This window comes from uncultured Roseobacter sp. (assembly GCF_947491795.1).
GTDB lineage: Bacteria > Pseudomonadota > Alphaproteobacteria > Rhodobacterales > Rhodobacteraceae > Roseobacter.
On the sequence record NZ_CANLKW010000001.1, the window covers coordinates 1,051,526 to 1,071,438 of the forward strand.

Consider the following 19,913-nt stretch of genomic DNA (forward strand, 5'->3'; position numbering starts at 1 on the left):
TTTTCTTCTGAAGTTTTAGTCAGGCTGCGACGCGGCTTTCCAAAACATCGCCGACCTGTTTTGCGGCAGCCAGGTCATCTCCGCCACTCACAGCCGCCACTTCGCGGGTGAGCCGCTCCAACGCAGCCTCGTAAAGCTGACGCTCAGAATAGCTCTGTTCGCGCTGATCATCCGTGCGGTGCAGGTCCCGTACCACCTCGGCAATGGCAATCAGGTCACCGGAATTGATTTTCTGTTCGTATTCCTGCGCGCGACGCGACCACATGGCGCGTTTAACCTTGGCCTTGCCTTTGAGCGTCTTCATGGCGTGACCGATCACGTCCGGAGAGCTCAGCGCGCGCATCCCGATTTCCGTTGCCTTATGCGTCGGCACCCGCAGTGTCATTTTGTCTTTCTCAAAGGAAATAACAAAAAGCTCCAGCGTGATGCCAGCGACTTCCTGCTCCTCGATAGACAGGATCTGGCCTACGCCATGGGCCGGATAGACGACGAATTCATTCGGGCGGAAATCAAGTTTCTTCGATTTTGTCATTCAGTTTTCCTCGGCAACCGGCGCTCAACTGACACATTACACAGTCAAAAACACACAAGGCAGGGCAGAGACGCCCATGCACGCGCGTGTTAAAAAGACAGAATTTAAAGTGTCCGCAATCTGGTGAATGCGCGGAATTTCAGCGTCCGTTATTTTGTTTGTATCATTTGTATAACACAGAATCAGCCCAAACGAAAGCTGCCGCTGCGTAAGCCTCCGGAAAGTTACATAAAACCGGAAGTTTAACTGTGGTGTCTGCCTGGCAGGATCGCGCGAATCAAAGCGCTTTGAAGCGCTCAGCCGCCTTCACCCGGCGCTTCCGAGAAATACTTGTCCAGCTTACCGCTTTCGCCGTCACGCTCTTCGGCGTCAGGCAGCGGATCTTTTTTAGTGATAATCACCGGCCACATTTCGGAATATTTGCGGTTGAACTCCACCCACTTTTCCATGTCCGGTTCAGTGTCTGGCCGGATCGCATCCGCCGGGCACTCGGGCTCACAGACACCACAGTCAATACACTCGTCGGGGTGGATGACGAGCATGTTCTCGCCCTCATAAAAGCAATCCACCGGACAGACTTCTACGCAGTCTGTATATTTGCAGGCGATGCAGCTGTCATTGACGATGTAGGTCATGTGGCGTTGTTCCGGATACTGTGTCAGGTTTAGCTAAATCAGCCGTCGGGATCATTCAAGGGACCGGGACCGGGAAAGATCAAGAATGCGGCGATCACGCTTTGTCGGGCGACCCTTTCCCTCAAAGGCGGGGTTTTCCGGTGCACTTTTCCGTGATTTCGGCACCGGTGGGGACAAATCTTTGTAGAGCATCTGCGCCTCGGGTGCGGGTCCCCGGCGCTGGCCAAGCGCCTCGATCGAGATGACACGCACAATCTCTCCCTGGGAAAAGGTCAGAACGTCACCCGGCGCCACCATTGTGCTGCGTTTTTCAACCCGCGTGCCGTTCACACGCACGTCTCCGGCGGCCACCCTTGCCGCCGCCAAAGAGCGTGTTTTGAAAAACCGGCCGTGCCACAGCCATTTATCCAGTCGCAGCTTTTCAGCCACTATTTGTCGTCCTTCAGCCCCATCAGCGCCGCTGCAAAGGGATTGTCGGGATCGATCTTTTTTTCCGGCTTCGGCGGGCGGGCACTGAACTTCTGTGCGCCCTGGCCCTTGCCGCCGTCGCGCGGCCCGCCGCGTTTGCCTTTGCCGCCTGGCTTTCCCTTGCCCTGCGGGCGGTCGCCACCGCGGCGTTTGCCCTGCGGGGCGGCCCGGTTCTGGCGACCCCAGGTAAAGGTATAGAATACCTCGGTTTCCGGCGCGTCGGCCTTCGATGCATCCTCGCCTTCGACCGGCTCTGGCATTGTTTCCGAAACAGCTGGCTCTTCGGCCTGCGGTGTTTCTTCTTCGACGGTGCCCACGGCTTGGGCTGTTTCAGTAGTCGCTGTTTCCGCTGCATTCGCCTGTGGCGCGTCAGTTTTGTCAGCTTCCGGCTCTGCCACGGCTTTGACTTTGGGGCGTTCGCCCTTTTCAGCACGGTACCCGAGACCCTGCATCAGATCGGCAAACTGTTCCAGTGTCATGCCGGTGATGGACAGCATATCGGCTTTGGCCTCAAAACCGGCCCGCGTATTCTCTGCGCGCAGCATGTCTGCGAGGCGCTCAAGCATATCAATGCGGATCGCCCGCTCACCGGCAATACGGTAGCCGGACATCGTGTCGGCACCAGCCGGCGCACTCGCATCTGCAGGTATCGTCACCAGACCGGGCGGCGGCGATTCCGGAAATTCGCTCAGCCCCTTGGACAGTGACCAGAGCACCAGCCGCAAGCGCGTCGGCGCGGGTTTGAGCAGCAGAGGCAAAAAGATCGTAAACTGGCCGAAACGGATACCATGTTTGCGCAGCGCACCGCGCGCTTCCTGATCCAGCGCCTTGACCTCGTCGGCGACCTCAGCGCGGGGCAGAACGCCAAGCGCTTCAACCATGCGGAAGGCAAAACCACGGGCCAGCCCTGTCAGAGCTTCGTCCCGGCTGAGGTTCATCAGTGGCTCAAAGAGGGCGGCAACCTTGCGGTCAATAAAATGCTGCAGGCGGCGCTGGACTTTTTGCGCCACCTCGGGCCCTGCGACATCGTCCACAAAAACCTCGACCTGAGGACGCAGCGGATCAGAACCGGCGACAAGTTTGCCCACCGCGTCCTTGCCCCACATCAGGCCGCCCTGTTCTGTGAAGTCGATCTCTGTGTCCGGCGCGTTGTAAAAACGGTCTGCGCGCAGATGGAACTGCGGTGCCAGCGCCTGAAGCGCCACCGTCTTGATCGTTTTTGCCTCGGCACCGCCGGCGCCCTTGTCCTGGCTGAACCGGAATCCCTCCAGCCGTCCTACAAACTCACCTTCGACGGTCACTTCGCCGGTATTCGATACTTCTGCCACAATGGCTTCCTTCTGGCCGAGCCGGCGCAAAAGCACGGATGTGCGCCGGTCTACGAATCTCTGGGTCAGACGCTCGTGCAGCGCATCCGACAATCGGTCTTCTACAGAACGCGCTTCGTTACGCCAATGGCTTTCATCACCGGTCCAGCCTTTACGTTGGGCGACATAGGTCCAGGTGCGGATAAAGGCGAGCCGTTTGGACAGCGCATCAATATCGCCGTCCGTGCGGTCAATGCGCCGGATCTGACGCGCAAGCCAGTCCTGTGGAATCTCTCCACGCTCATGCAGATAGCAGAAAATCTGCTCCAGCAGGGCCGCGTGCTCGGCGTGACTGATCCCCCGGAAATCCGGAATGCGGCAGACATCCCACAATAAACGCACAGAGGGGCCGTCAGAACAGCGTGCAAAGACCTCTGTCACCTGGCCCAGAGCTTTGAGCGCACCCAGGTCGTCCGATTCCCTTGCCTTGACGAGAATTTCTTCCTGCGGCGGCATCTCCAGCGAGGCGATCAGACGATCAATTGTCCCGAACTGCAGGGCATGATTTCGCCAGTTGAGCTTTTTCTGCGGTGTGAACCGGTGATCCATAATGGCCCGCGCAACTTCATCGTCGAGCGGCCTCGCCTCTCCGGTGACGCCGAATGTGCCATGCTTCATGCCGCGCCCGGCCCGGCCTGCGATCTGCGCCAGCTCATTTGGCGCCAGCGGCCGCATCCGACGGCCGTCAAATTTGCTCAGACTGGAAAACGCGACGTGATCCACATCGAGATTGAGCCCCATGCCGATGGCATCTGTGGCCACCAGATAGTCCACCTCGCCATTCTGGTACATCTCAACCTGCGCGTTGCGCGTCCTCGGGCTCAGCGCGCCCATGACCACAGCTGCACCGCCCTTCTGACGGCGGATCAGCTCGGCGATGGCATAGACATTTTCAACCGAAAACCCCACAATCGCACTGCGTGGTTTCATTCTGCTTATCTTTTTCGGACCAATATAGGTCAGTTCCGACATTCGCTCGCGCTGAACAAACTGCGCCCCGGGCACGAGCTCGCGGATCGCGCCGCGCATCGTATCCGACCCCAGAAAAAGCGTCTCGTGCAGGCCGCGGGCGCGCAGGAGCCGGTCTGTAAAGACATGACCGCGTTCGGGATCGGCACATAACTGAATTTCATCGACGGCCAGGAAATCGCAGCCCATGCCTTCGGGCATCGCCTCAACGGTGCAGACCCAGTACTGCGTCCTTGGCGGCACAATCCGCTCTTCGCCGGTGACGAGTGCGACGACTGACGGGCCGCGCAACGCGACGATACGGTCAAAGACTTCCCGGGCCAGCAGACGCAGCGGCAGACCAATGACACCGGTGCGGTGACCCAGCATTCGCTCGATGGCATAGGTGGTCTTGCCTGTATTGGTCGGGCCCAGAACGGCAACGACCCGATTTTCACCCGCCACGGCAGTTTCCTCGGTCAGGGATGATCAGAGCGTCAGGCCGATGCCTTCACTTCTGAGCTGCTCCAGCGCCGTTGTGGCGTTCTCGTGATAGGGATGCAAGTCCAGCACCTGTGCAAAGGCCTGGGCGGCACGCTCATAGTCGCCGAATTCCCGGAACAGAACCCCCAGTCCGAACATCGCGTTATAGTTGTTCGGATTAAGTATCAGCGCTCTTTGCAGATCGTCCAGAGCAGGACCATAGAGATCGGCATGGAAATAGGCTGTGGCGCGCGCATGCCACCCTTCAGCAAAATCGGGCGCGTGATCGGTCAGCGCTGTAAAGTGTTCAATCGCAAGACCATAATTTTCCGCCTGCATCGCCGCCCGCCCCCTGCTGAGCAGCAGGTCCATCGCCGCCGAGCCGGACCGGTCCCAGACCAGACCCAGTTCACGGTCCAGCCGCGAGGCTTCTGATTCGGGTGCTTCTGACAGCTGTTTTAGCAGATCCGCCTCATTCGCCTGTGCGTGAAGCGGCCCGGAAAACACGGCCAAAAGGAAAAATGCCGTAACGACAGATTTGAGGTTGTGAAGTTTGATGCGCATAACAGAAATGAATGTAACAGGCGCGACCGGCAAATCCAGACCCCGGAGCGCGCCACAGGGCAAAAGGGTCTCACAAATGAGCGATATCATTACCGAAGCAGTCACAGCGCTGAACGAAAAGCTGAGTGGCGCTGATTTTGGCGGCACAGCAAAGTTCGACATCGAGGGCGAAGGCGCCATCATGATGGATGCCTCCGGCGCGCGTGCGGGAGATGAAGCTGCCGATGTCACGCTGAGTGCGGACGCAGATACCTTCCGGTCCATTCTGGAGGGCGACACCAATCCAACTTCTGCCTTTATGTCCGGCAAACTGTCCGTGGACGGCGATATGGGCATGGCAATGCAACTGGCATCGGCCCTCGCCTGATGGATCTCATCCCCGCCCCCTTCCATGCTCATATCAGTCATGGTCCGCCGGGCGGGGCTGCGCACTGGATATCAGCGGCTGACGGGCCGCGTCTTCGCGTAGGCCACTGGCCGCTGGACGGCGCGCGTGGCACAGTGCTGATTTTCCCCGGGCGCACTGAATTCATAGAGAAATACGGCCAGGTCGCCGCTGCGTTCGCGCAGCGCGGACTGGCTTCTGTCGCAATTGACTGGCGGGGCCAGGGCCTGTCCGACAGACTGCTGGACAATCCGCTGGTGGGTCATGTCGAACATTTCACAGATTATCAGAAAGACGTTGCCGCCCTGATGCGCGCGCTGCGGCATCTGAACCTGCCCCGGCCCAGTCACCTGCTGGCGCATTCTATGGGTGGCGCCATCGGGCTGCGCGCTGTGATGGAGGGCCTGTCGGTGCGCGCGGCTGTCTTCTCGGGGCCGATGTGGGGTATCAGGATGGCCCCGCATCTCAGACCCGCAGCCTGGTTGCTGGGCCATGTGATGCCCGGGATTGGCCAGGGTCACCGTTTGCCGCCCGGCACAAAGATTGATCACCATGTGCTGACAGACGGGTTTGACGACAATCTGCTGACACGTGACCCTGAACAGTTCGAAATTATGCGCCAGCAGCTGATCGAATGTCCGGAAATGGCGCTTGGGGGTCCCAGTTATGTCTGGCTGCGCGAATCTCTGGCAGAGACGCGGCATCTGGCCGGCCGCCCGTCTCCCGGTCTGCCCTGCCTCACGCTGCTGGGCAGCAACGAGCGCATTGTCGACGTGCCCGCCATTCACAGACGCATGGAAGCCTGGCCGGGCGGGCAACTGGAGATCGTTGATCCCGGCGAGCATGAAGTCCTGATGGAGGGCCCTGCCGTGACAGAACCGCTGTTTGACCGGATCCTGACGCATTTTGACAAGAGCACCGGCCGCTGATCCCTGGGCTTTCGCGCCGGGATGGCTAGGTTGTCCGGCATGGCACACACTCCGATTCTGACATTTACCGAAAAAGGCATCTATTGTGCCGCAGGGGATTTCTACATCGACCCCTGGCGGCCTGTTCAGCGTGCGCTGATCACCCACGGGCATGCAGACCATGCGCGCCCGGGCCATGCCAGCTATCTGGCCACGCATACCGCATTACCTGTGATGCGCCACCGTCTGGGTGACATCAGTGCCGAAGGCATCGGGTTCGGCGAAACACGCATGATCGGGGATGCAAAGGTGTCCTTTCACCCCGCCGGTCACGTGCCCGGATCAGCGCAGATCAGAATTGAGGTCGATGGCGAAATCTGGGTCGCGTCAGGTGACTACAAAACCGAAGGTGACGGGCTGTCGGAAACCTTTGAACCCCTGCGCTGTCATCATTTTATCACCGAATCCACATTCGGGCTGCCAGTGTTCCGCTGGCAGCCGCAGGCGACCGTAGCCTCAGAGATCAATGCCTGGTGGGCACGCTGTGCAGCAAACGGCAAAACGGCTTTTCTGGGCGCCTACGCCCTGGGCAAAGCACAACGCCTGCTCAGTATGCTGGACCCGGAGACCGGCCCGATCCTGACCCATGGTGCGGTCGAGGCCACCAACCGCATTCTGCGGGAACAGGGCCTGAACCTGCCACAAACGGTTCAGGCCACGGCAGATGTGAAACCCAAAGACTACCCCGGAGCCATTGTGCTGGCGCCGCCCTCGGCTCTCGGCAGCGCCTGGGCACGGAAATTTGGCGCACAGGAGAGTGCTTTTGCCAGCGGCTGGATGCAGCTGCGCGGCGTGCGGCGACGCCGTGCCGGAGACAGGGGTTTTGTCATTTCAGACCATGCAGACTGGGCGGGGCTGATCGACACCATTACGCAAACGGGGGCAGAGAACATTTACGTCACGCATGGGTACACGGACATTTTCACCCGCTATATGAACGAAAACGGCTGGAACGCGCAGGTGGTGCCGACAGAGTTCGAGGGCGAAACCCTCGATCAGGAACCCGGCGCATGAAAGAGTTTGCAGCCCTCTTCAGCGCTATTGACCAGAGCACAAAGACAACTGTCAAAGTGGATGCGCTGGTGCGGTACTTTGAACAGGCACCGAAAGACGACCGCCTTTGGACTATTGCGCTCTTTTCTGGCCGCCGCCCGAAACGTGCTGTGACCACGACGCGTCTGCGGGAATGGGGTGCGGAAATGGCCGGTATTCCGCTCTGGCTGTTTGAAGAGTGCTACCCCATCGTTGGCGATCTTGCCGAAACCATCGCACTGGTTCTGCCCCCGGTCACAACAACGGACGACCGTTCGCTGAGCACCTGGATCACGGACCTGCGCGGATTGTCTGAGGCTGACGAAACAGCGCGCCGGGAATTCGTCCTGAACGCGTGGTCGACGCTGGGCGGCACAGAACGGTTCGTATTTAACAAGCTGATCACCGGTGGTTTTCGGATGGGGGTCAGCCAAAAGCTGATGACCCGCGCTCTGGCGCGCGCCACTGGCCGGTCGGAGGCGGAACTGGCACATCGCCTGATGGGGGGCTGGCAACCGGACACGACCTCCTGGGAAACCCTGATTGAGATCGATGACCCCGGTGCTGATGCCTCGCGCCCCTATCCGTTTTACCTGGCCTACGCGCTGGAAGGCACGCCAGAGGACCTGGGGGAAACATCCGACTGGCGCGCAGAGTGGAAATGGGACGGGATACGCGGGCAGCTGATTGTGCGGGACGGCCAGCATTTTGTCTGGTCGCGCGGTGAAGAACTGATGACGGACCGGTTTCCCGAACTGGCGCGGGCCCGCGATTTTCTGCCCGATGGTACCGTAATGGACGGCGAGCTGCTTGTCTGGAAACCTGCCTCAGACAGCCCGGCGAGCTTTAATGCTTTGCAAAAAAGGATCGGTCGCAAAACCGTCCCCAAAAAACTGCTGACCGAGGCACCGGTTGTCCTGCACGCCTACGACCTGCTGGAATGGCAGGGCGAAGACCTGCGTGACACCCCGTTTGCCGAACGTCGTCGGCTGCTGGAAACCGCCTGTGCGGGCCTGCCGCCCGAGGCACCGGTCCGGTTATCGCCGCAGCTGTCTTTTGATACATGGGAAGAGCTGGCCGACCTGCGCGCAGAAGCCCGCGCCGAGCAGGCCGAGGGTGTCATGCTGAAGCGTGGTGACAGCGCTTATCTGGTCGGGCGAAAAAAAGGCGACTGGTGGAAGTGGAAACTGGATCCGCTGACCATTGATGCGGTTATGATTTATGCCCAGTCCGGCCATGGCCGCCGCGCAAACCTGTTCACAGATTTCACCTTTGCCGTCTGGAACGGCAACGACCTTGTGCCCTTTACCAAGGCCTATTCCGGGCTGACCGACGCGGAATTCCGCGAAATCACCGCCTGGGTGCGCAAAAACACCTTGCAACGCTTTGGCCCGGTGCGTCAGGTAACCCCGCACCACGTGTTCGAAATTGCCTTTGAAGGCATTCAGGAAAGCCCCAGGCATAAATCCGGTGTCGCCCTGCGGTTTCCCCGGATGTCGCGCTGGCGGCAGGACAAGCCTCTGCAGGAGGCGAACACACTGGACGATCTGAAAGACATGCTGAGGATTTATGGCTGAACCCGACAAACCAACCGCGCAGATGCCCCCTGCCCCAAACGCGCCGAAAAAGCCCGCACCCGCCGGGGCCTGCGACACACATGCGCACGTTGTAACAGCCGCCGGAGAGTTTCCGCTGTGGGACGGCCGGGTCGAGGACCCGGTGCATGGCATCCGTTTTGACGAATGGCTCGGCATCTATCGCCGGCATCTGAATACCCTTGGTTTCTCGCGCGGTGTGATCGTGCATTCCATCCTGCACGGAACCGACAACGGCGTTACATTTGAGGCCGTGCGCCGGCTGGGGTCCGGCTTTCGCGGCGTGGGCCTGCTGCCTGATGGCGCGACAGAGGCGCAGTTGGACGATTTTGCACAGCGCAATATGTCCGCTGTCCGGCTCAATTACGTACATGGCGGCGTGCTGACATGGGACGGCGCACGCGCGATGGCACCGACACTGGCAGAACGCGGTCTGCATATCCAGATGCTCGCACATGCAGACCGCCATCTTGTAAATATCGCGGAAGATGTCAGGCAGTTGCCGACAGATGTTGTATTTGACCACATTGGCTGGCCCGCAGACGGGCTGACAGTGAATTCTCCGGGGTTTCAGGCGCTCTGCGCGCTGCTGGCGGACGGGCACGCCTGGGTCAAACTCTCTGCCGTTTACCGCATGTGCAACGCACCCTATCAGGCGACCGATGCCCTTGTTGCCACTCTGATCGCGGCCAATCCCGAACGGTGTCTGTGGGCTTCAGACTGGCCGCATCTGATGCTGGCAGATGCTGCAATGCCACAGGGTGCAGAGCTGCTGGACGCCTTTGACCGGGTGGTGCCGGATGATGCCACGCGCACGCGCATTCTGGTGGACAACCCTGCGCAGCTTTTCGGCTTTGACGACTGAACACACGCTGCCTGCTTGCCCCCGGCGGGGCTGCACCTTACCTAAGACGAAACACTGATGAGGACCGCACATGTTTCAACTGCCCTTTCCTGTTCGCGACGCAAATTCATCCGGGGCCGCCTCACCGCTTGGCGACCTGCCGGAATGGAACCTCGACGATCTTTACGCCGGAGAGGATGCACCGGAACTCAAGCGCGATCTGGACTGGCTGGAGCAGGCCTGCAGCAGCTTTGCCGCTGACTACGAAGGCAAACTGGCGGAGCTGGACGCGTCCGGATTTCTGGACTGTGTTCTGCGTCAGGAAAAGATCAACCAGATCGCCGGGCGTATCATGTCCTATGCGGGCCTGCGGTACTATCAGCTGACGACAGATGCCGGACGGGCCAAGTTCATGTCCGACCATCAGGAAAAAATCACCAACTTCACGACCCCGCTGGTGTTCTTTACGCTGGAGATCAACCGGCTGGACGACGACCATCTGGATGGGCTTTACGCTCAGAATGCTGATCTTGCCCGCTACAAACCGGTGTTTGACCGCATCCGCGCGATGAAACCCTATCAGCTCAGCGACGAGATGGAAAAATTCCTGCACGATCTGGGCGTTGTTGGTGACGCCTGGGAGCGGCTTTTTGACGAGACCATCGCCGGGCTGGAGTTTGAGGTAGACGGCGAACCGCTGAACATCGAAGGCACGCTGAACCTGCTGACAGACACTGACCGTGCAAGGCGGGAAGCCGCAGCGCGTGAGCTGGCGGATGTCTTCGGCAGCAATATCAAAACCTTCGCCCGCGTGCACAACACGCAGGCCAAGGAAAAGGAAATCATGGACCGCTGGCGCGGCATGGAGACCGCGCAGACCGGACGTCATCTGAGCAACCAGGTCGAGCCGGAAGTGGTAGAAGCCCTGCGCAATGCGGTTGTGGATGCATACCCTCGCCTGAGCCATCGCTACTATGAACTCAAGCGGAAATGGCTCGGGCTGGATGTGATGCAGGTCTGGGACCGCAATGCCCCCCTCCCGATGGAGGATAACTCTGTGGTCGGCTGGGCTCAGGCCGAAAAAACTGTAATGGATGCCTACAACGCCTTTGATCCGCGCATGGGCGAAATCGCGGCGCCGTTCTTTTCCAAAGGATGGATTGATGCAGGCGTCAAACCGGGAAAAGCACCAGGCGCGTTCGCCCACCCGACAGTTACAAACGTGCATCCCTATGTGATGCTGAACTACCTTGGTAAACCGCGCGATGTCATGACGCTCGCACATGAGCTTGGTCACGGCGTGCACCAGGTGCTGGCGGCGGGTCAGGGCGAAATGCTGTCTTCAACCCCGCTGACCCTTGCCGAAACGGCGAGTGTGTTTGGTGAAATGCTCACGTTCCGCAAAATGCTCGACGGCGCAAAAGACGACGCACAGCGAAAAGTCATGCTGGCGGGCAAAGTCGAAGACATGATCAACACTGTCGTCCGTCAGATCGCGTTCTATGACTTTGAATGCAAACTGCACGAAGCGCGCCGCGGCGGAGAGCTGACACCCGATGATATCAATGCGCTGTGGATGAGCGTTCAGGCCGAGAGCCTTGGCCCGGCCTTTGAGTTCATGGACGGGTATGAGACCTTCTGGGCCTATATCCCGCACTTTGTGCACTCGCCCTTTTATGTCTATGCCTATGCCTTTGGCGATGGCCTGGTGAATGCGCTCTACGCGGTCTATGCAGAAGGGGGCGAGGGTTTCGAGGACAAGTATTTTGAGATGCTCAAAGCCGGTGGCTCCAAGCACCACAAGGAACTGCTGGCGCCGTTCGGACTGGATGCCTCAGACCCTGCGTTCTGGGACAAGGGTCTGAGCATGATATCGGGCTTTATCGACGAGCTGGAGGCGATGGAGGGCTAAGCGCCCGCTTTCGCTGCTGCAAAGGTCATATCCATCATACGTTGCGTGCCCTTTGAAAATTCAAGCGGGCACGCATAATCCGCCCCTGAAAGCGCCGCCTCGCAAAAGGCCTCGACCTGTCTGACATAGTGGTTCACGCCGGGAAAACGCTCGATCCGGCGCACCTGGCCCGCTGTTTCCAGGCTCAGCTCAGCCTGGTCATGCACAGCGGCATTAAAGGGGCAGGTCATGCGCAGAACGCCTTCGTCACCATGAAAAACAACCTCCTGCCGGTTGAAAAGACGCATGGAAATGACCGCCGAATAGGTGAAATCGGGAAAACGCGCCGCCATCTGCACAAAGGTGTCGACACCGTTTTCCCAGTCAATATGCGCAAACGGAACCGCCTCTGGCTCTTGCCCGGTCACAAAACGGGCGGACCCGAATGTATAGACCCCGATATCCGGCAATCCGCCGCCACCGGCACCGGCCTGGTTGCGGATATTGCCCTGATCGTTGTTGAAATAGGAAAAGACAGCATCGACGTGGCGCAGAGTGCCGATTGCGCCGCTGGCAAGCAGTTCGCGCGCGCGGACAAACTGTGGATGATGCACAATCATAAAGGCCTCGGCCGCCAGTTTCCCGGCCCTGTCACGTGCCGCGATCAGTGTGTCAAATTCCACCGCTTTCATCGTCATCGGCTTTTCACACAGAACATGTTTGCCGGCCTCCAGGGCGCGCAGTGACCATTCGACGTGCAGATGGTTGGGCAGCGGTATATAGACAGCATCCACATCCGGGTCTGAAAGCAGATCATCATATGAGCTGTGCACCTTGAGACCCGGGGCATATGCCTGAAAACGCGCAGCCTTTGCCGGATCGGATGTGGCGAGGGCCGCCAGTTCCGCCCCCTTTGCTGCATGGATGGCCGGCCCCATGTGTTCGGCTGCGAAATTGGCCGCGCCGAGGATACCCCATCTGAGATGTGTCATGTCTGCCTCCCCTGTTCTCAGCGGAACACTAGACTGCTTTTTATGCCGTTGGAAATACCTGCATGGCCGGGGCCCGCCGGGGGGCGCTTACTTCAGCTGACTGTCTTTGGAGCCACGCCGGTTAATCCCGCCCCGGGCCTGATAGGCCTTGTCCCGTTCCTGCATGCAGTCGATGCACAGTTTCACACCAGGCAATGCATCCCGCCGCGCCTGCGGGATCGGTTCCTCGCACTCGGCACAATGGGTCAGGCTTTCGCCAACAGGCGTCCGGCGTGCTTTCATGCGTGCAAGCTCATCCGAAACAGACGCCTCAATCTGCTCGCTTACTGCCCCGTCCCGCGTCCAGCCACCTGCCATCTGTGTGATCCCTTGAAAAAAGAAAACCCTGCCATGCAGAATGCAGGCAGGGTCTCTGTGTCGTCAAGTCGCCGGGATCAGGCCGTGGCCATCATCCCCTTGTCGCGGGCCAGTTCGCGCATTTTCTTTTGCAGTTTTTCAAAAGCGCGCACTTCGATCTGGCGGATCCGTTCCCGGCTGACGCCGTATTCGGTGCTCAGATCCTCCAGCGTGATGGTTTCATCTGACAAACGGCGCTGGGTCAGAATGTCCTTTTCACGATCATTCAGTACGCCCATGGCCTCGGCCAGCAGCTCGCGGCGAGCTGTCAGCTCATCGCGTTCCTCATAGTCCGTGGCCTGGTCAGCATCCTCGTCTTCAAGCCAGTCCTGCCATTGCATAGACCCCTCGCCCTCGGACCCGACAGTGGCGTTAAGCGAAGCGTCGCCGCCCGACATGCGGCGGTTCATCGAAATGACTTCGGCCTCGGTCACGCCCAGATCGGTCGCAATTCTTTTGACATTGTCCGGGTGCAGATCGCCCTCTTCGAGTGCGCCGATTTTGTTCTTGGCTTTGCGCAGGTTGAAAAACAGCTTTTTCTGACCGGAGGTTGTGCCGAGTTTGACCAGCGACCAGCTGCGCAGGATGTATTCCTGAATGGACGCCCGGATCCACCACATCGCGTAGGTCGCCAGGCGAAACCCTTTCTCGGGGTCAAACCGCTTGACGGCCTGCATCAGACCAACGTTGGCCTCAGAAATAACCTCGGCCTGGGGAAGTCCGTAGCCGCGGTATCCCATCGCGATTTTCGCGGCCAGCCGGAGGTGAGACGTGACCATCTGATGCGCCGCCTCAGTGTCCTGTTCTTCGACCCAGCGTTTGGCCAGCATGTATTCTTCTTCGGGCTCCAGCAGGGGAAACTTGCGGATTTCCTGCATGTAGCGGTTCAGACCCCCTTCGGGTGTCGGTGCGGGCAGATTTGCATAATTTGCCATGGGGAGCCTCCCAATGTTTAACAGCTTAACATCTATATGGTGACTGAACTGATCAGTTCAAGAACAGACGCCAACAAAATGTTAACGCGAACAGTATGACGAACCTGTTAAAAAAATACTGCCACAAAGCGCCCCCGTTAACACCTCACGACGACGTGGCCTCACGAAGGCTTGCTTATTGTTGCAACGGCGCGCGGGCGGCATCAAGCAATGCAGCCAGATCTTCTGGCAATCCTGCCTCGAAACGCACCCGTTCGCCTGTCGCCGGATGGTCGAACCCCAGAACGGCGGCATGCAGGGCCTGGCGGTCAAAAGCGCGTATTGCTGCAGCGGACGCCTCGGGCAGAGCCTTTGCCGGCAGTTTACGCCGTCCGCCATACGTCGGGTCGCCCACCAGTGAATGACCTGCATGGGCCATATGTACGCGGATCTGATGCGTCCGGCCTGTCTCCAGCCAGCATTCCATCAGCGCCAGACAGGGCGGCGCGCCAAAGTGTTCAACGGTCCGCGCACGAGTGACGGCATGGCGACCGCCATGAAAGAGTACCGCCTGGCGTTGTCGGTCGGTTTTGTGCCGTGCCAGTTGCGTGGTGAGCTTCAGAATATTGCCCTGCTCGAAACTGGCGCCTTTGACCCCGCGCAATCGCGGATCATTTGCATCCGGCACCCCGTAGACCAGTGCATTATAATACCGTTCGACTGTGTGCGCCTCAAACTGCGCTGCCAGACCCTGGTGCGCAAGGTCGGTTTTGGCCACAACGAGCAAACCCGAGGTATCCTTGTCGATCCTGTGCACAATGCCCGGGCGTTTCATCCCACCCACACCGGAGAGCGCATCCCCGCAATGCGCGAGCAGCGCATTGACCAAGGTCCCGTCAGGCGAGCCCGGTGCCGGATGGACCACCATACCTGCTGGTTTGTTGATCACGATCAGATCAGCATCCTCGTGCACAATATCCAGTGGAATATCCTGCGGTAGGATATGGCTGTCACGGGCCTCCTCGACGCTGATTTCCACCCTTGCGCCCGCCGCAATGCGCGCCTTTGCGTCCTGCACAACCTCTCCGTCTACGCGTACGGCCCCTTCACTCAGCAGCCGTGCAAGCCGCGTGCGGGACAAACGCGCCTCCTCTGGCACATCCCGGGCAAGCGCTTTATCAAGACGCGGTGGCGGCGTGTCGCCGATGGTGAAACATATCTGGCGGTGCGGCATGGACAATCCTGAGATGAAACCAGACAGCGATATTGCAGAGCCTGCAAACCTGCGGTTTCTGAGACGGTTGGTGACGGTACTGACTGCCACGATGATCGGGGGTGTTCTACTGATCATCGCACTGATTGTCATCCGCTTCTATGACAGCCCGCCCGCGCTGCCCGAAACGGTTGAATTGCCTGACGGCGCCACGGCATCTGCGTTCACCCAGGGCGATGGCTGGTTAGCGGTGGTCACAACGGACAACCGGATCCTGATCTATGACCGTGTGACCGGCAGCCTGCGTCAGAGCATTGAGATCACCGACTGACAGACTGCCCCCGGCAGCTTTCGCGAAAACGAATCAAATTTGATTTAAGACCGGCCAGCGCCACTTTTTCGCCCTGATCGGGCTGAAATCGGGCGAAATCACCCGTTTCCAATCGGGCACAAATGCGCACTCTGCCCCGCTTTGTGCATTCCCAGCCTATACTTAACCAGTTTCCCGTCGACAGTTCAGCCCGCTGTGCATCATTGGAGCGAAGGTGGGAACAATGGCAGAAATGGAATGAAACCAGGGCAGCAATATGGCACAAATAGGGCACCGGCGCTGTTTGACCCCGTGTTTATGGGATGTCGCGGTGACGGGTTTCCGGGGTGGGGGCACACTCTGGGAGTAAAGTAATGTTTGGTAAAAAGTTTCATGTTGTACCGTCCGTAATTGCAGCCACTGTGCTGCTGTCGGCCTGTGCACAAACCGGTCCTTCTGTCACGTCGCAGGACGCACAGCTACAAAATGTCCTCACACTGATCGAAAGAGAAGAGTGCCGGTTTGACCCGATCGACTATCGTTTCACCGCAGACATTCTGAACCGCGATGATGGCGACGAACTGCTGCGGCGGCTGATTGAGAACTGTCCTGAGCTTGAGGTCAGTTTCCTGACAGGGGGCGCAATCTCGACGGAAGGTTTCAACGCACCTGAAGAAGACACGCCACGGGCCCGTCGGGTGGCCCGTACCGGTGGACCGGATACGGGTACACGTACGGCAGATGCCGGCACACCTTCTGGCGGAGGTCAGCCCTCTGGCACGGGCGAGACCCCGGGCGGTGACACCGATGGTCCGGGCGATGACGGCGGCGAAAACGAAGGCCCGGACAACGGTAACGGCGGTTCCTTTGGTGGCGGCAACGGTGGCTCTTTTGGCGGCGGCAACAACGGCGGCGAAGACGATACAGGAAGCGGCTCCGGCTCCGGCGGCAACGGCACTTCCGGTAACTTTGCAGGCTGATCAACAGCCTGCCGACCATGCAAGGTCTGACAGGGAAAGGGCCCGCTGCTCCGGCAGCGGGTCTTTTGTTTTGCCTGAAGTTCTGTTTGCCGGCGCAACCGCGCAGCCTGCACCCTGAAAACACACGCACGTCAGAACAAAAGCCGCATGGGTCCGGGTCAGAGCAGTTTCAAAGTTGAGGTGGTACCACCTCCCCGGCTCGAACGGGGGACCTCCTGATCCACAATCAGGCGCTCTAACCTACTGAGCTAAGGCGGCACTGACCCGGATTTATCGTCGGGCTTACCGGATTGCAAGAGGATTAGAACCGATAAGTCCAGCTCTGTTCGATCAGGTTCTGGCCAAATGACTGCACCGGATGAGAGCTGATCAGCTCCCAGCCGGAGCGCTGATAGAGCGCGCAGGCCGCCTTGTGGCTTTCGTGCGTCCACAGCTGCATGTCGGTATAGCCGCTGGCCTTCGCAAAACCCATGCAGGTTTCGAGCAACCGGTATCCGAGCCCTTTTCCCCGCGCGTCAGGCGTCAGAAGAAAAAGCCTGAGTTTGGCTGTTGTGTCGGACAGTTTCACACAGAAGATCGACCCGAGCCTTGTGTCGCCATCCTGCGCAATCCAGCCTCTCTCCCGCTCCGCATCGTGATCTGCAAGAAACCCGTCAATGATTTCCGCTACCAGCACACCGAAGGTTTCGTCGAACCCTTCATCGCGGGCATAAATCTGACCGTGCTGGGCAACGAGCCAGTCACGGTCTTCTGCAGAAAATTTACGTATCAGAGGCGATCCCATCAGCGCAGAGAACAGCAATCTGGCTTGCCATTCAAGCACCTGCAGGGTAGCGATGCTGCCACGCTGAGCAGGAGATCGCTGATGGGCATCGACACGGAACGCGACATTGAGGCCAACCTTCAGATCGGACCTACCGACAAGGGTATGGTGCGCATTTATGTTGAGGCTGATGGTGTTGAAATACCTATGGATTTTGCACCCGATGATGCAGAAGAAATCGCCGAGGAAATCATGGCAGCAGCGGCCCGGGTCCGCCGGATGGGCGGCGCACGGCGCTAACCCACTTCCAGGCCCATTTCCGGATCACGCAGGTTGTGCAGCCTGCGCGCAGCAGTCGTGGCAATTTTCTGGACGACAGCTTTGCGCCGGGGCGCTTTGAGGCGTTCCTCAGGGCCCATACGGATTATCTCCGCGCCGTAAGCATCGCCGATCACAAGGCCTGTATCCTGCGGCAGCAGATCTGTCGGAAAGTGCTCATCAACCGCCCAGAAAAATCGGTCACACCACTCAAGGTAGCCGTGCCATTTGTTGTCTGATGTAAAATCCGCGCGCGAGGATTTGCATTCGACAATCCAGATATCTCCTGACGGGCCCAGCCCTATGATGTCCACGCGCAGCCCGCGGGCAGGTACCAGCTCTTCGACACTGACAAAACCATACCCTGCGAGCATTCGTGCGGCACCACGTGCCAGCAACTGTCCGGGTTGCAATGTGCGGAGATCATCATGCGCCATATTGCAAATATGAACATATCATGAACATCGCGCAAGAATTATCTTGCAGGGCGCGGGCTTTGCACCTTGTCGCGTCGGGTACGTGGGCTTAGATACAAATGCAGACGGGTGCTGCTTCTCTCGTGACTGGTTACGTTCCAGTGGCCTTAAGCAAATCCGAGGGAGCTGGCTCTGTCCTGGCCCTGGCCTGGTTACCTGGCGCCCACCTGTACATACAGGTCCTCGGGAATAAAGAACCAAACGGTTACAGCGGGCCCGTCGCCCACCGCACTTGTTTCAGACTATACGCCGAGCTCAGCGGCGACGGTCGAGCGGGTGTTTTTTCGCTTCGACACGCACAGGTATCAGCAGTTCTTCCTGCTGTGGCGTGGCAAAGAGCCGGTTGATCAAGCGCACAATGATATCCAACATACCCATCTCCTTCGCTGTTAAGATGGCATCTGCGAGCCGATTGTCCAGACCATACCTTTCGAAATGGTGAATTCCGCGACACTTTGCGCAAAGCAGCCCTGTCTTTATACTGCTGGTTGTACCGGGCCGGCTGCCTTCGCTCAGGCGCTGTCGTTTTTTCCGGCCGCAGCCGTGATTGCCCAGGCGAACTGAACACCCGAAAAAACGATTCCATTCAGGATCCAGAACACCAGAACGGCCATGAGCGCCACGTCGGAGCCGGCCACCAGATGCCACAGATTGCCAACGTTGGACCACAAAACGAGGCCCACAAAGACACCGGCAACACCGAAGCCGGTCAATGCGCTTGTCAGGTAGAGTTTTACAACACGCGGCATGGTCTCTCCCCATAAGATGGCGTTCACAGCGCCTCAGCTCTCATCCAGACTGCCTGACTTCAGAACGCCTCTGGCCGGGCCTCGCGGGCCATATGATCCAGGACAGCATTTACAAAGCGAGGTTCTTTGCCGTCCGGAAAGAACGCCTTTGCCACATCGACGTATTCGGTGATCACAACCTTTGGCGGTGCGGACGCCTCGCGCAGCTCTGCTCCCGCGGCCCGGAACAGGGCACGGATGGTCGGGTCAATACGCGCGATCGGCCATTTTACCACCAGGGCACGGTCCGTCATCTGGTCAATCGGCGCCTGATAGTTGACCGCGCCTTCCAGAACGTCGGCAAAGAGTTCCATATCGCCATCCAGCATCTCTTCGCCTTCGTAAACAGCGCCGAAACGGTGGTCTAGAAACTCCCGGCGTACCGCGTCAACGGTCTGACTGGTCTGCTCCATCTGAAAAAGGGCCTGTACCGCGTAAAGGCGCGCAGCCGATTTCATTTTTCGGCGCTGATTGCCGGAGAGATTGCCGTGGGCAGCTGTCATGTCGTTTGTGATCCGTCTGTATCACCGGCAACGCGGTAGCTTTCACTCCCGGGTCTGAAACCGATGCCTTTGGTCTGGGCGCCCCACTTACGGCTGAGGGCAATAAGATGCAAGGCCGCTGCTGCCGCCCCACCGCCTTTGTTCTGACCGCCCGGATCTGCGCGTACCTCGGCCTGCGCGCGGTTCTCTACGGTCAGAATACCGTTGCCGATGCACAACCCCTGCAGGCCCAGCAACTGGATCGCACGCGAGCTGTCATTGCACACCGTTTCATAGTGCGTTGTTTCCCCGCGGATCACACAGCCCAAAGCGACATAACCGTCAAAATTGCTGCGCCGGTCCGAAATGCCGATGGCTGTTGGCACTTCCAGCGCGCCGGGCATCTCGACGATTTCCCAGGTTCCGCCTGCGGCCTCGATCTCGGCCTTTGCGCCAGTCACGAGATTGTCGGCAATGTCCTTGTAGTAGGGTGCCACCACGATAAGCAGTTTCACCGGCTTGTCGAACGACGGCACATCGGGCGAGTAGTGTTGTTCACTGGCAGCCAT

23 protein-coding genes and 1 tRNA gene are annotated in these 19,913 nt (G+C 59.1%); 9 read left to right on the top strand and 15 right to left on the bottom strand.

The window, feature by feature from the left end; all coding sequences use genetic code 11:
• Positions 1 to 19 precede the first annotated feature (19 nt).
• The 5 genes from Q1A34_RS05170 to Q1A34_RS05190 all read right to left on the bottom strand — a co-directional run bounded on the left by Q1A34_RS05170 (position 20) and on the right by Q1A34_RS05190 (position 4,997).
• Positions 20 to 532 carry a CarD family transcriptional regulator gene (locus tag Q1A34_RS05170; RefSeq protein WP_300031679.1) on the bottom strand — a complete coding sequence of 171 codons (513 nt, stop codon included), beginning with the start codon at positions 530 to 532 and terminating at the stop codon, positions 20 to 22.
• Positions 533 to 828: 296 nt separating this feature from the next.
• The gene (gene fdxA, locus Q1A34_RS05175; protein ID WP_300031682.1) at positions 829 to 1,167 is read right to left on the bottom strand and encodes a ferredoxin FdxA; all 339 of its coding nucleotides are present in this window, start codon (positions 1,165 to 1,167) and stop codon (positions 829 to 831) included.
• 51 nt (positions 1,168 to 1,218) lie between these two features.
• Positions 1,219 to 1,596, bottom strand: a complete 378-nt coding sequence (locus Q1A34_RS05180; RefSeq protein WP_300031685.1) for an RNA-binding S4 domain-containing protein — start codon at positions 1,594 to 1,596, stop codon at positions 1,219 to 1,221.
• Complete coding sequence (locus tag Q1A34_RS05185; protein WP_300031687.1) at positions 1,596 to 4,415, bottom strand: helicase-related protein; 2,820 nt, start codon at positions 4,413 to 4,415, stop codon at positions 1,596 to 1,598. The genes Q1A34_RS05180 and Q1A34_RS05185 overlap by 1 nt, the downstream gene beginning before the upstream one ends.
• Before the next feature lie 24 nt (positions 4,416 to 4,439).
• Positions 4,440 to 4,997, bottom strand: a complete 558-nt coding sequence (locus tag Q1A34_RS05190) for a tetratricopeptide repeat protein (RefSeq protein WP_300031690.1) — start codon at positions 4,995 to 4,997, stop codon at positions 4,440 to 4,442.
• 76 nt (positions 4,998 to 5,073) lie between these two features.
• On the opposite strand from Q1A34_RS05190, the gene Q1A34_RS05195 reads away from it, so the two are divergent.
• The 6 genes from Q1A34_RS05195 (at position 5,074) to Q1A34_RS05220 (ending at position 11,733) form a co-directional block, all read left to right on the top strand.
• Positions 5,074 to 5,364: an SCP2 sterol-binding domain-containing protein gene (locus Q1A34_RS05195; protein ID WP_300031693.1), complete on the top strand. Its 291-nt coding sequence runs from the start codon at positions 5,074 to 5,076 to the stop codon at positions 5,362 to 5,364.
• Entirely contained in the window at positions 5,364 to 6,311 is a 948-nt protein-coding gene (locus Q1A34_RS05200; RefSeq protein WP_300031696.1) for an alpha/beta hydrolase, read from the top strand. Before Q1A34_RS05195 ends, Q1A34_RS05200 begins: the two co-directional genes overlap by 1 nt.
• 39 nt (positions 6,312 to 6,350) lie before the next feature.
• Positions 6,351 to 7,364: a ligase-associated DNA damage response exonuclease gene (locus Q1A34_RS05205; protein ID WP_300031699.1), complete on the top strand. Its 1,014-nt coding sequence runs from the start codon at positions 6,351 to 6,353 to the stop codon at positions 7,362 to 7,364.
• Entirely contained in the window at positions 7,361 to 8,959 is a 1,599-nt protein-coding gene (locus tag Q1A34_RS05210; protein WP_300031702.1) for an ATP-dependent DNA ligase, read from the top strand. The genes Q1A34_RS05205 and Q1A34_RS05210 overlap by 4 nt, the downstream gene beginning before the upstream one ends.
• Entirely contained in the window at positions 8,952 to 9,842 is an 891-nt protein-coding gene (locus Q1A34_RS05215; protein ID WP_300031705.1) for an amidohydrolase family protein, read from the top strand. Before Q1A34_RS05210 ends, Q1A34_RS05215 begins: the two co-directional genes overlap by 8 nt.
• A gap of 70 nt (positions 9,843 to 9,912) precedes the next feature.
• The gene (locus Q1A34_RS05220) at positions 9,913 to 11,733 is read left to right on the top strand and encodes a M3 family oligoendopeptidase (RefSeq protein ID WP_300031708.1); all 1,821 of its coding nucleotides are present in this window, start codon (positions 9,913 to 9,915) and stop codon (positions 11,731 to 11,733) included.
• Here Q1A34_RS05220 and Q1A34_RS05225 read toward each other — a convergent pair.
• From Q1A34_RS05225 to Q1A34_RS05240, 4 genes are all read right to left on the bottom strand, one after another.
• Positions 11,730 to 12,704, bottom strand: a complete 975-nt coding sequence (locus tag Q1A34_RS05225; protein WP_300031711.1) for a Gfo/Idh/MocA family oxidoreductase — start codon at positions 12,702 to 12,704, stop codon at positions 11,730 to 11,732. The genes Q1A34_RS05220 and Q1A34_RS05225 overlap by 4 nt on opposite strands.
• An 87-nt stretch (positions 12,705 to 12,791) precedes the next feature.
• On the bottom strand, positions 12,792 to 13,061 hold the full coding sequence (locus tag Q1A34_RS05230) for a DksA/TraR family C4-type zinc finger protein (RefSeq protein ID WP_300031714.1): 270 nt from the start codon (positions 13,059 to 13,061) through the stop codon (positions 12,792 to 12,794).
• A 77-nt stretch (positions 13,062 to 13,138) separates the two neighbouring features.
• Entirely contained in the window at positions 13,139 to 14,035 is an 897-nt protein-coding gene (rpoH, locus tag Q1A34_RS05235; protein ID WP_300031716.1) for an RNA polymerase sigma factor RpoH, read from the bottom strand.
• A 175-nt stretch (positions 14,036 to 14,210) separates the two neighbouring features.
• Positions 14,211 to 15,248 carry an RluA family pseudouridine synthase gene (locus Q1A34_RS05240; protein ID WP_300031718.1) on the bottom strand — a complete coding sequence of 346 codons (1,038 nt, stop codon included), beginning with the start codon at positions 15,246 to 15,248 and terminating at the stop codon, positions 14,211 to 14,213.
• Here Q1A34_RS05240 and Q1A34_RS05245 point away from each other — a divergent pair.
• Complete coding sequence (locus Q1A34_RS05245) at positions 15,247 to 15,558, top strand: DUF6476 family protein (protein ID WP_300031720.1); 312 nt, start codon at positions 15,247 to 15,249, stop codon at positions 15,556 to 15,558. The genes Q1A34_RS05240 and Q1A34_RS05245 overlap by 2 nt on opposite strands.
• A gap of 353 nt (positions 15,559 to 15,911) precedes the next feature.
• Complete coding sequence (locus Q1A34_RS05250; protein WP_300031722.1) at positions 15,912 to 16,517, top strand: hypothetical protein; 606 nt, start codon at positions 15,912 to 15,914, stop codon at positions 16,515 to 16,517.
• 181 nt (positions 16,518 to 16,698) lie between these two features.
• On the opposite strand, the gene Q1A34_RS05255 is transcribed toward Q1A34_RS05250, so the two are convergent.
• Positions 16,699 to 16,775: transfer RNA gene (locus tag Q1A34_RS05255), tRNA-His, on the bottom strand.
• Between the two features lie 43 nt (positions 16,776 to 16,818).
• A complete protein-coding gene (locus tag Q1A34_RS05260) occupies positions 16,819 to 17,301 on the bottom strand; it encodes a GNAT family N-acetyltransferase (protein WP_300031724.1) in 483 nt (160 codons plus the stop codon).
• A gap of 81 nt (positions 17,302 to 17,382) precedes the next feature.
• Between Q1A34_RS05260 and Q1A34_RS05265 the strand changes: the two genes are divergently transcribed.
• The gene (locus tag Q1A34_RS05265) at positions 17,383 to 17,580 is read left to right on the top strand and encodes a DUF6324 family protein (protein ID WP_300031726.1); all 198 of its coding nucleotides are present in this window, start codon (positions 17,383 to 17,385) and stop codon (positions 17,578 to 17,580) included.
• Here the strand turns inward: Q1A34_RS05265 and Q1A34_RS05270 are convergent.
• The 4 genes from Q1A34_RS05270 to Q1A34_RS05285 form a co-directional block, all read right to left on the bottom strand.
• Positions 17,577 to 18,035, bottom strand: a complete 459-nt coding sequence (locus Q1A34_RS05270; RefSeq protein WP_300031728.1) for an MmcB family DNA repair protein — start codon at positions 18,033 to 18,035, stop codon at positions 17,577 to 17,579. The two genes, Q1A34_RS05265 and Q1A34_RS05270, sit on opposite strands and share 4 nt — an antisense overlap.
• 551 nt (positions 18,036 to 18,586) lie before the next feature.
• Positions 18,587 to 18,823, bottom strand: coding sequence for a hypothetical protein (locus tag Q1A34_RS05275; RefSeq protein WP_300031730.1), 237 nt, complete (start codon positions 18,821 to 18,823; stop codon positions 18,587 to 18,589).
• 59 nt (positions 18,824 to 18,882) lie between these two features.
• Positions 18,883 to 19,365, bottom strand: a complete 483-nt coding sequence (gene nusB, locus Q1A34_RS05280; RefSeq protein WP_300031732.1) for a transcription antitermination factor NusB — start codon at positions 19,363 to 19,365, stop codon at positions 18,883 to 18,885.
• A complete protein-coding gene (locus Q1A34_RS05285) occupies positions 19,362 to 19,913 on the bottom strand; it encodes a 6,7-dimethyl-8-ribityllumazine synthase (protein ID WP_300031733.1) in 552 nt (183 codons plus the stop codon). The genes nusB and Q1A34_RS05285 overlap by 4 nt, the downstream gene beginning before the upstream one ends.

What these genes read in the sequence shown, in the direction of transcription:
- Q1A34_RS05170 (WP_300031679.1), bottom strand. Translation starts at nt 532, where the DNA reads ATGACAAAATCGAAGAAACTTGATTTCCGCCCGAATGAATTCGTCGTC.
- fdxA (WP_300031682.1), bottom strand. Translation starts at nt 1,167, where the DNA reads ATGACCTACATCGTCAATGACAGCTGCATCGCCTGCAAATATACAGAC.
- Q1A34_RS05190 (WP_300031690.1), bottom strand. Translation starts at nt 4,997, where the DNA reads ATGCGCATCAAACTTCACAACCTCAAATCTGTCGTTACGGCATTTTTC.
- Q1A34_RS05195 (WP_300031693.1), top strand. Translation starts at nt 5,074, where the DNA reads ATGAGCGATATCATTACCGAAGCAGTCACAGCGCTGAACGAAAAGCTG.
- Q1A34_RS05200 (WP_300031696.1), top strand. Translation starts at nt 5,364, where the DNA reads ATGGATCTCATCCCCGCCCCCTTCCATGCTCATATCAGTCATGGTCCG.
- Q1A34_RS05205 (WP_300031699.1), top strand. Translation starts at nt 6,351, where the DNA reads ATGGCACACACTCCGATTCTGACATTTACCGAAAAAGGCATCTATTGT.
- Q1A34_RS05210 (WP_300031702.1), top strand. Translation starts at nt 7,361, where the DNA reads ATGAAAGAGTTTGCAGCCCTCTTCAGCGCTATTGACCAGAGCACAAAG.
- Q1A34_RS05215 (WP_300031705.1), top strand. Translation starts at nt 8,952, where the DNA reads ATGGCTGAACCCGACAAACCAACCGCGCAGATGCCCCCTGCCCCAAAC.
- Q1A34_RS05220 (WP_300031708.1), top strand. Translation starts at nt 9,913, where the DNA reads ATGTTTCAACTGCCCTTTCCTGTTCGCGACGCAAATTCATCCGGGGCC.
- Q1A34_RS05225 (WP_300031711.1), bottom strand. Translation starts at nt 12,704, where the DNA reads ATGACACATCTCAGATGGGGTATCCTCGGCGCGGCCAATTTCGCAGCC.
- Q1A34_RS05230 (WP_300031714.1), bottom strand. Translation starts at nt 13,061, where the DNA reads ATGGCAGGTGGCTGGACGCGGGACGGGGCAGTAAGCGAGCAGATTGAG.
- rpoH (WP_300031716.1), bottom strand. Translation starts at nt 14,035, where the DNA reads ATGGCAAATTATGCAAATCTGCCCGCACCGACACCCGAAGGGGGTCTG.
- Q1A34_RS05245 (WP_300031720.1), top strand. Translation starts at nt 15,247, where the DNA reads ATGGACAATCCTGAGATGAAACCAGACAGCGATATTGCAGAGCCTGCA.
- Q1A34_RS05240 (WP_300031718.1), bottom strand. Translation starts at nt 15,248, where the DNA reads ATGCCGCACCGCCAGATATGTTTCACCATCGGCGACACGCCGCCACCG.
- Q1A34_RS05250 (WP_300031722.1), top strand. Translation starts at nt 15,912, where the DNA reads ATGTTTGGTAAAAAGTTTCATGTTGTACCGTCCGTAATTGCAGCCACT.
- Q1A34_RS05260 (WP_300031724.1), bottom strand. Translation starts at nt 17,301, where the DNA reads ATGGGATCGCCTCTGATACGTAAATTTTCTGCAGAAGACCGTGACTGG.
- Q1A34_RS05265 (WP_300031726.1), top strand. Translation starts at nt 17,383, where the DNA reads ATGGGCATCGACACGGAACGCGACATTGAGGCCAACCTTCAGATCGGA.
- Q1A34_RS05270 (WP_300031728.1), bottom strand. Translation starts at nt 18,035, where the DNA reads ATGGCGCATGATGATCTCCGCACATTGCAACCCGGACAGTTGCTGGCA.
- Q1A34_RS05275 (WP_300031730.1), bottom strand. Translation starts at nt 18,823, where the DNA reads ATGCCGCGTGTTGTAAAACTCTACCTGACAAGCGCATTGACCGGCTTC.
- nusB (WP_300031732.1), bottom strand. Translation starts at nt 19,365, where the DNA reads ATGACAGCTGCCCACGGCAATCTCTCCGGCAATCAGCGCCGAAAAATG.
- Q1A34_RS05285 (WP_300031733.1), bottom strand. Translation starts at nt 19,913, where the DNA reads ATGGCTGCCAGTGAACAACACTACTCGCCCGATGTGCCGTCGTTCGAC.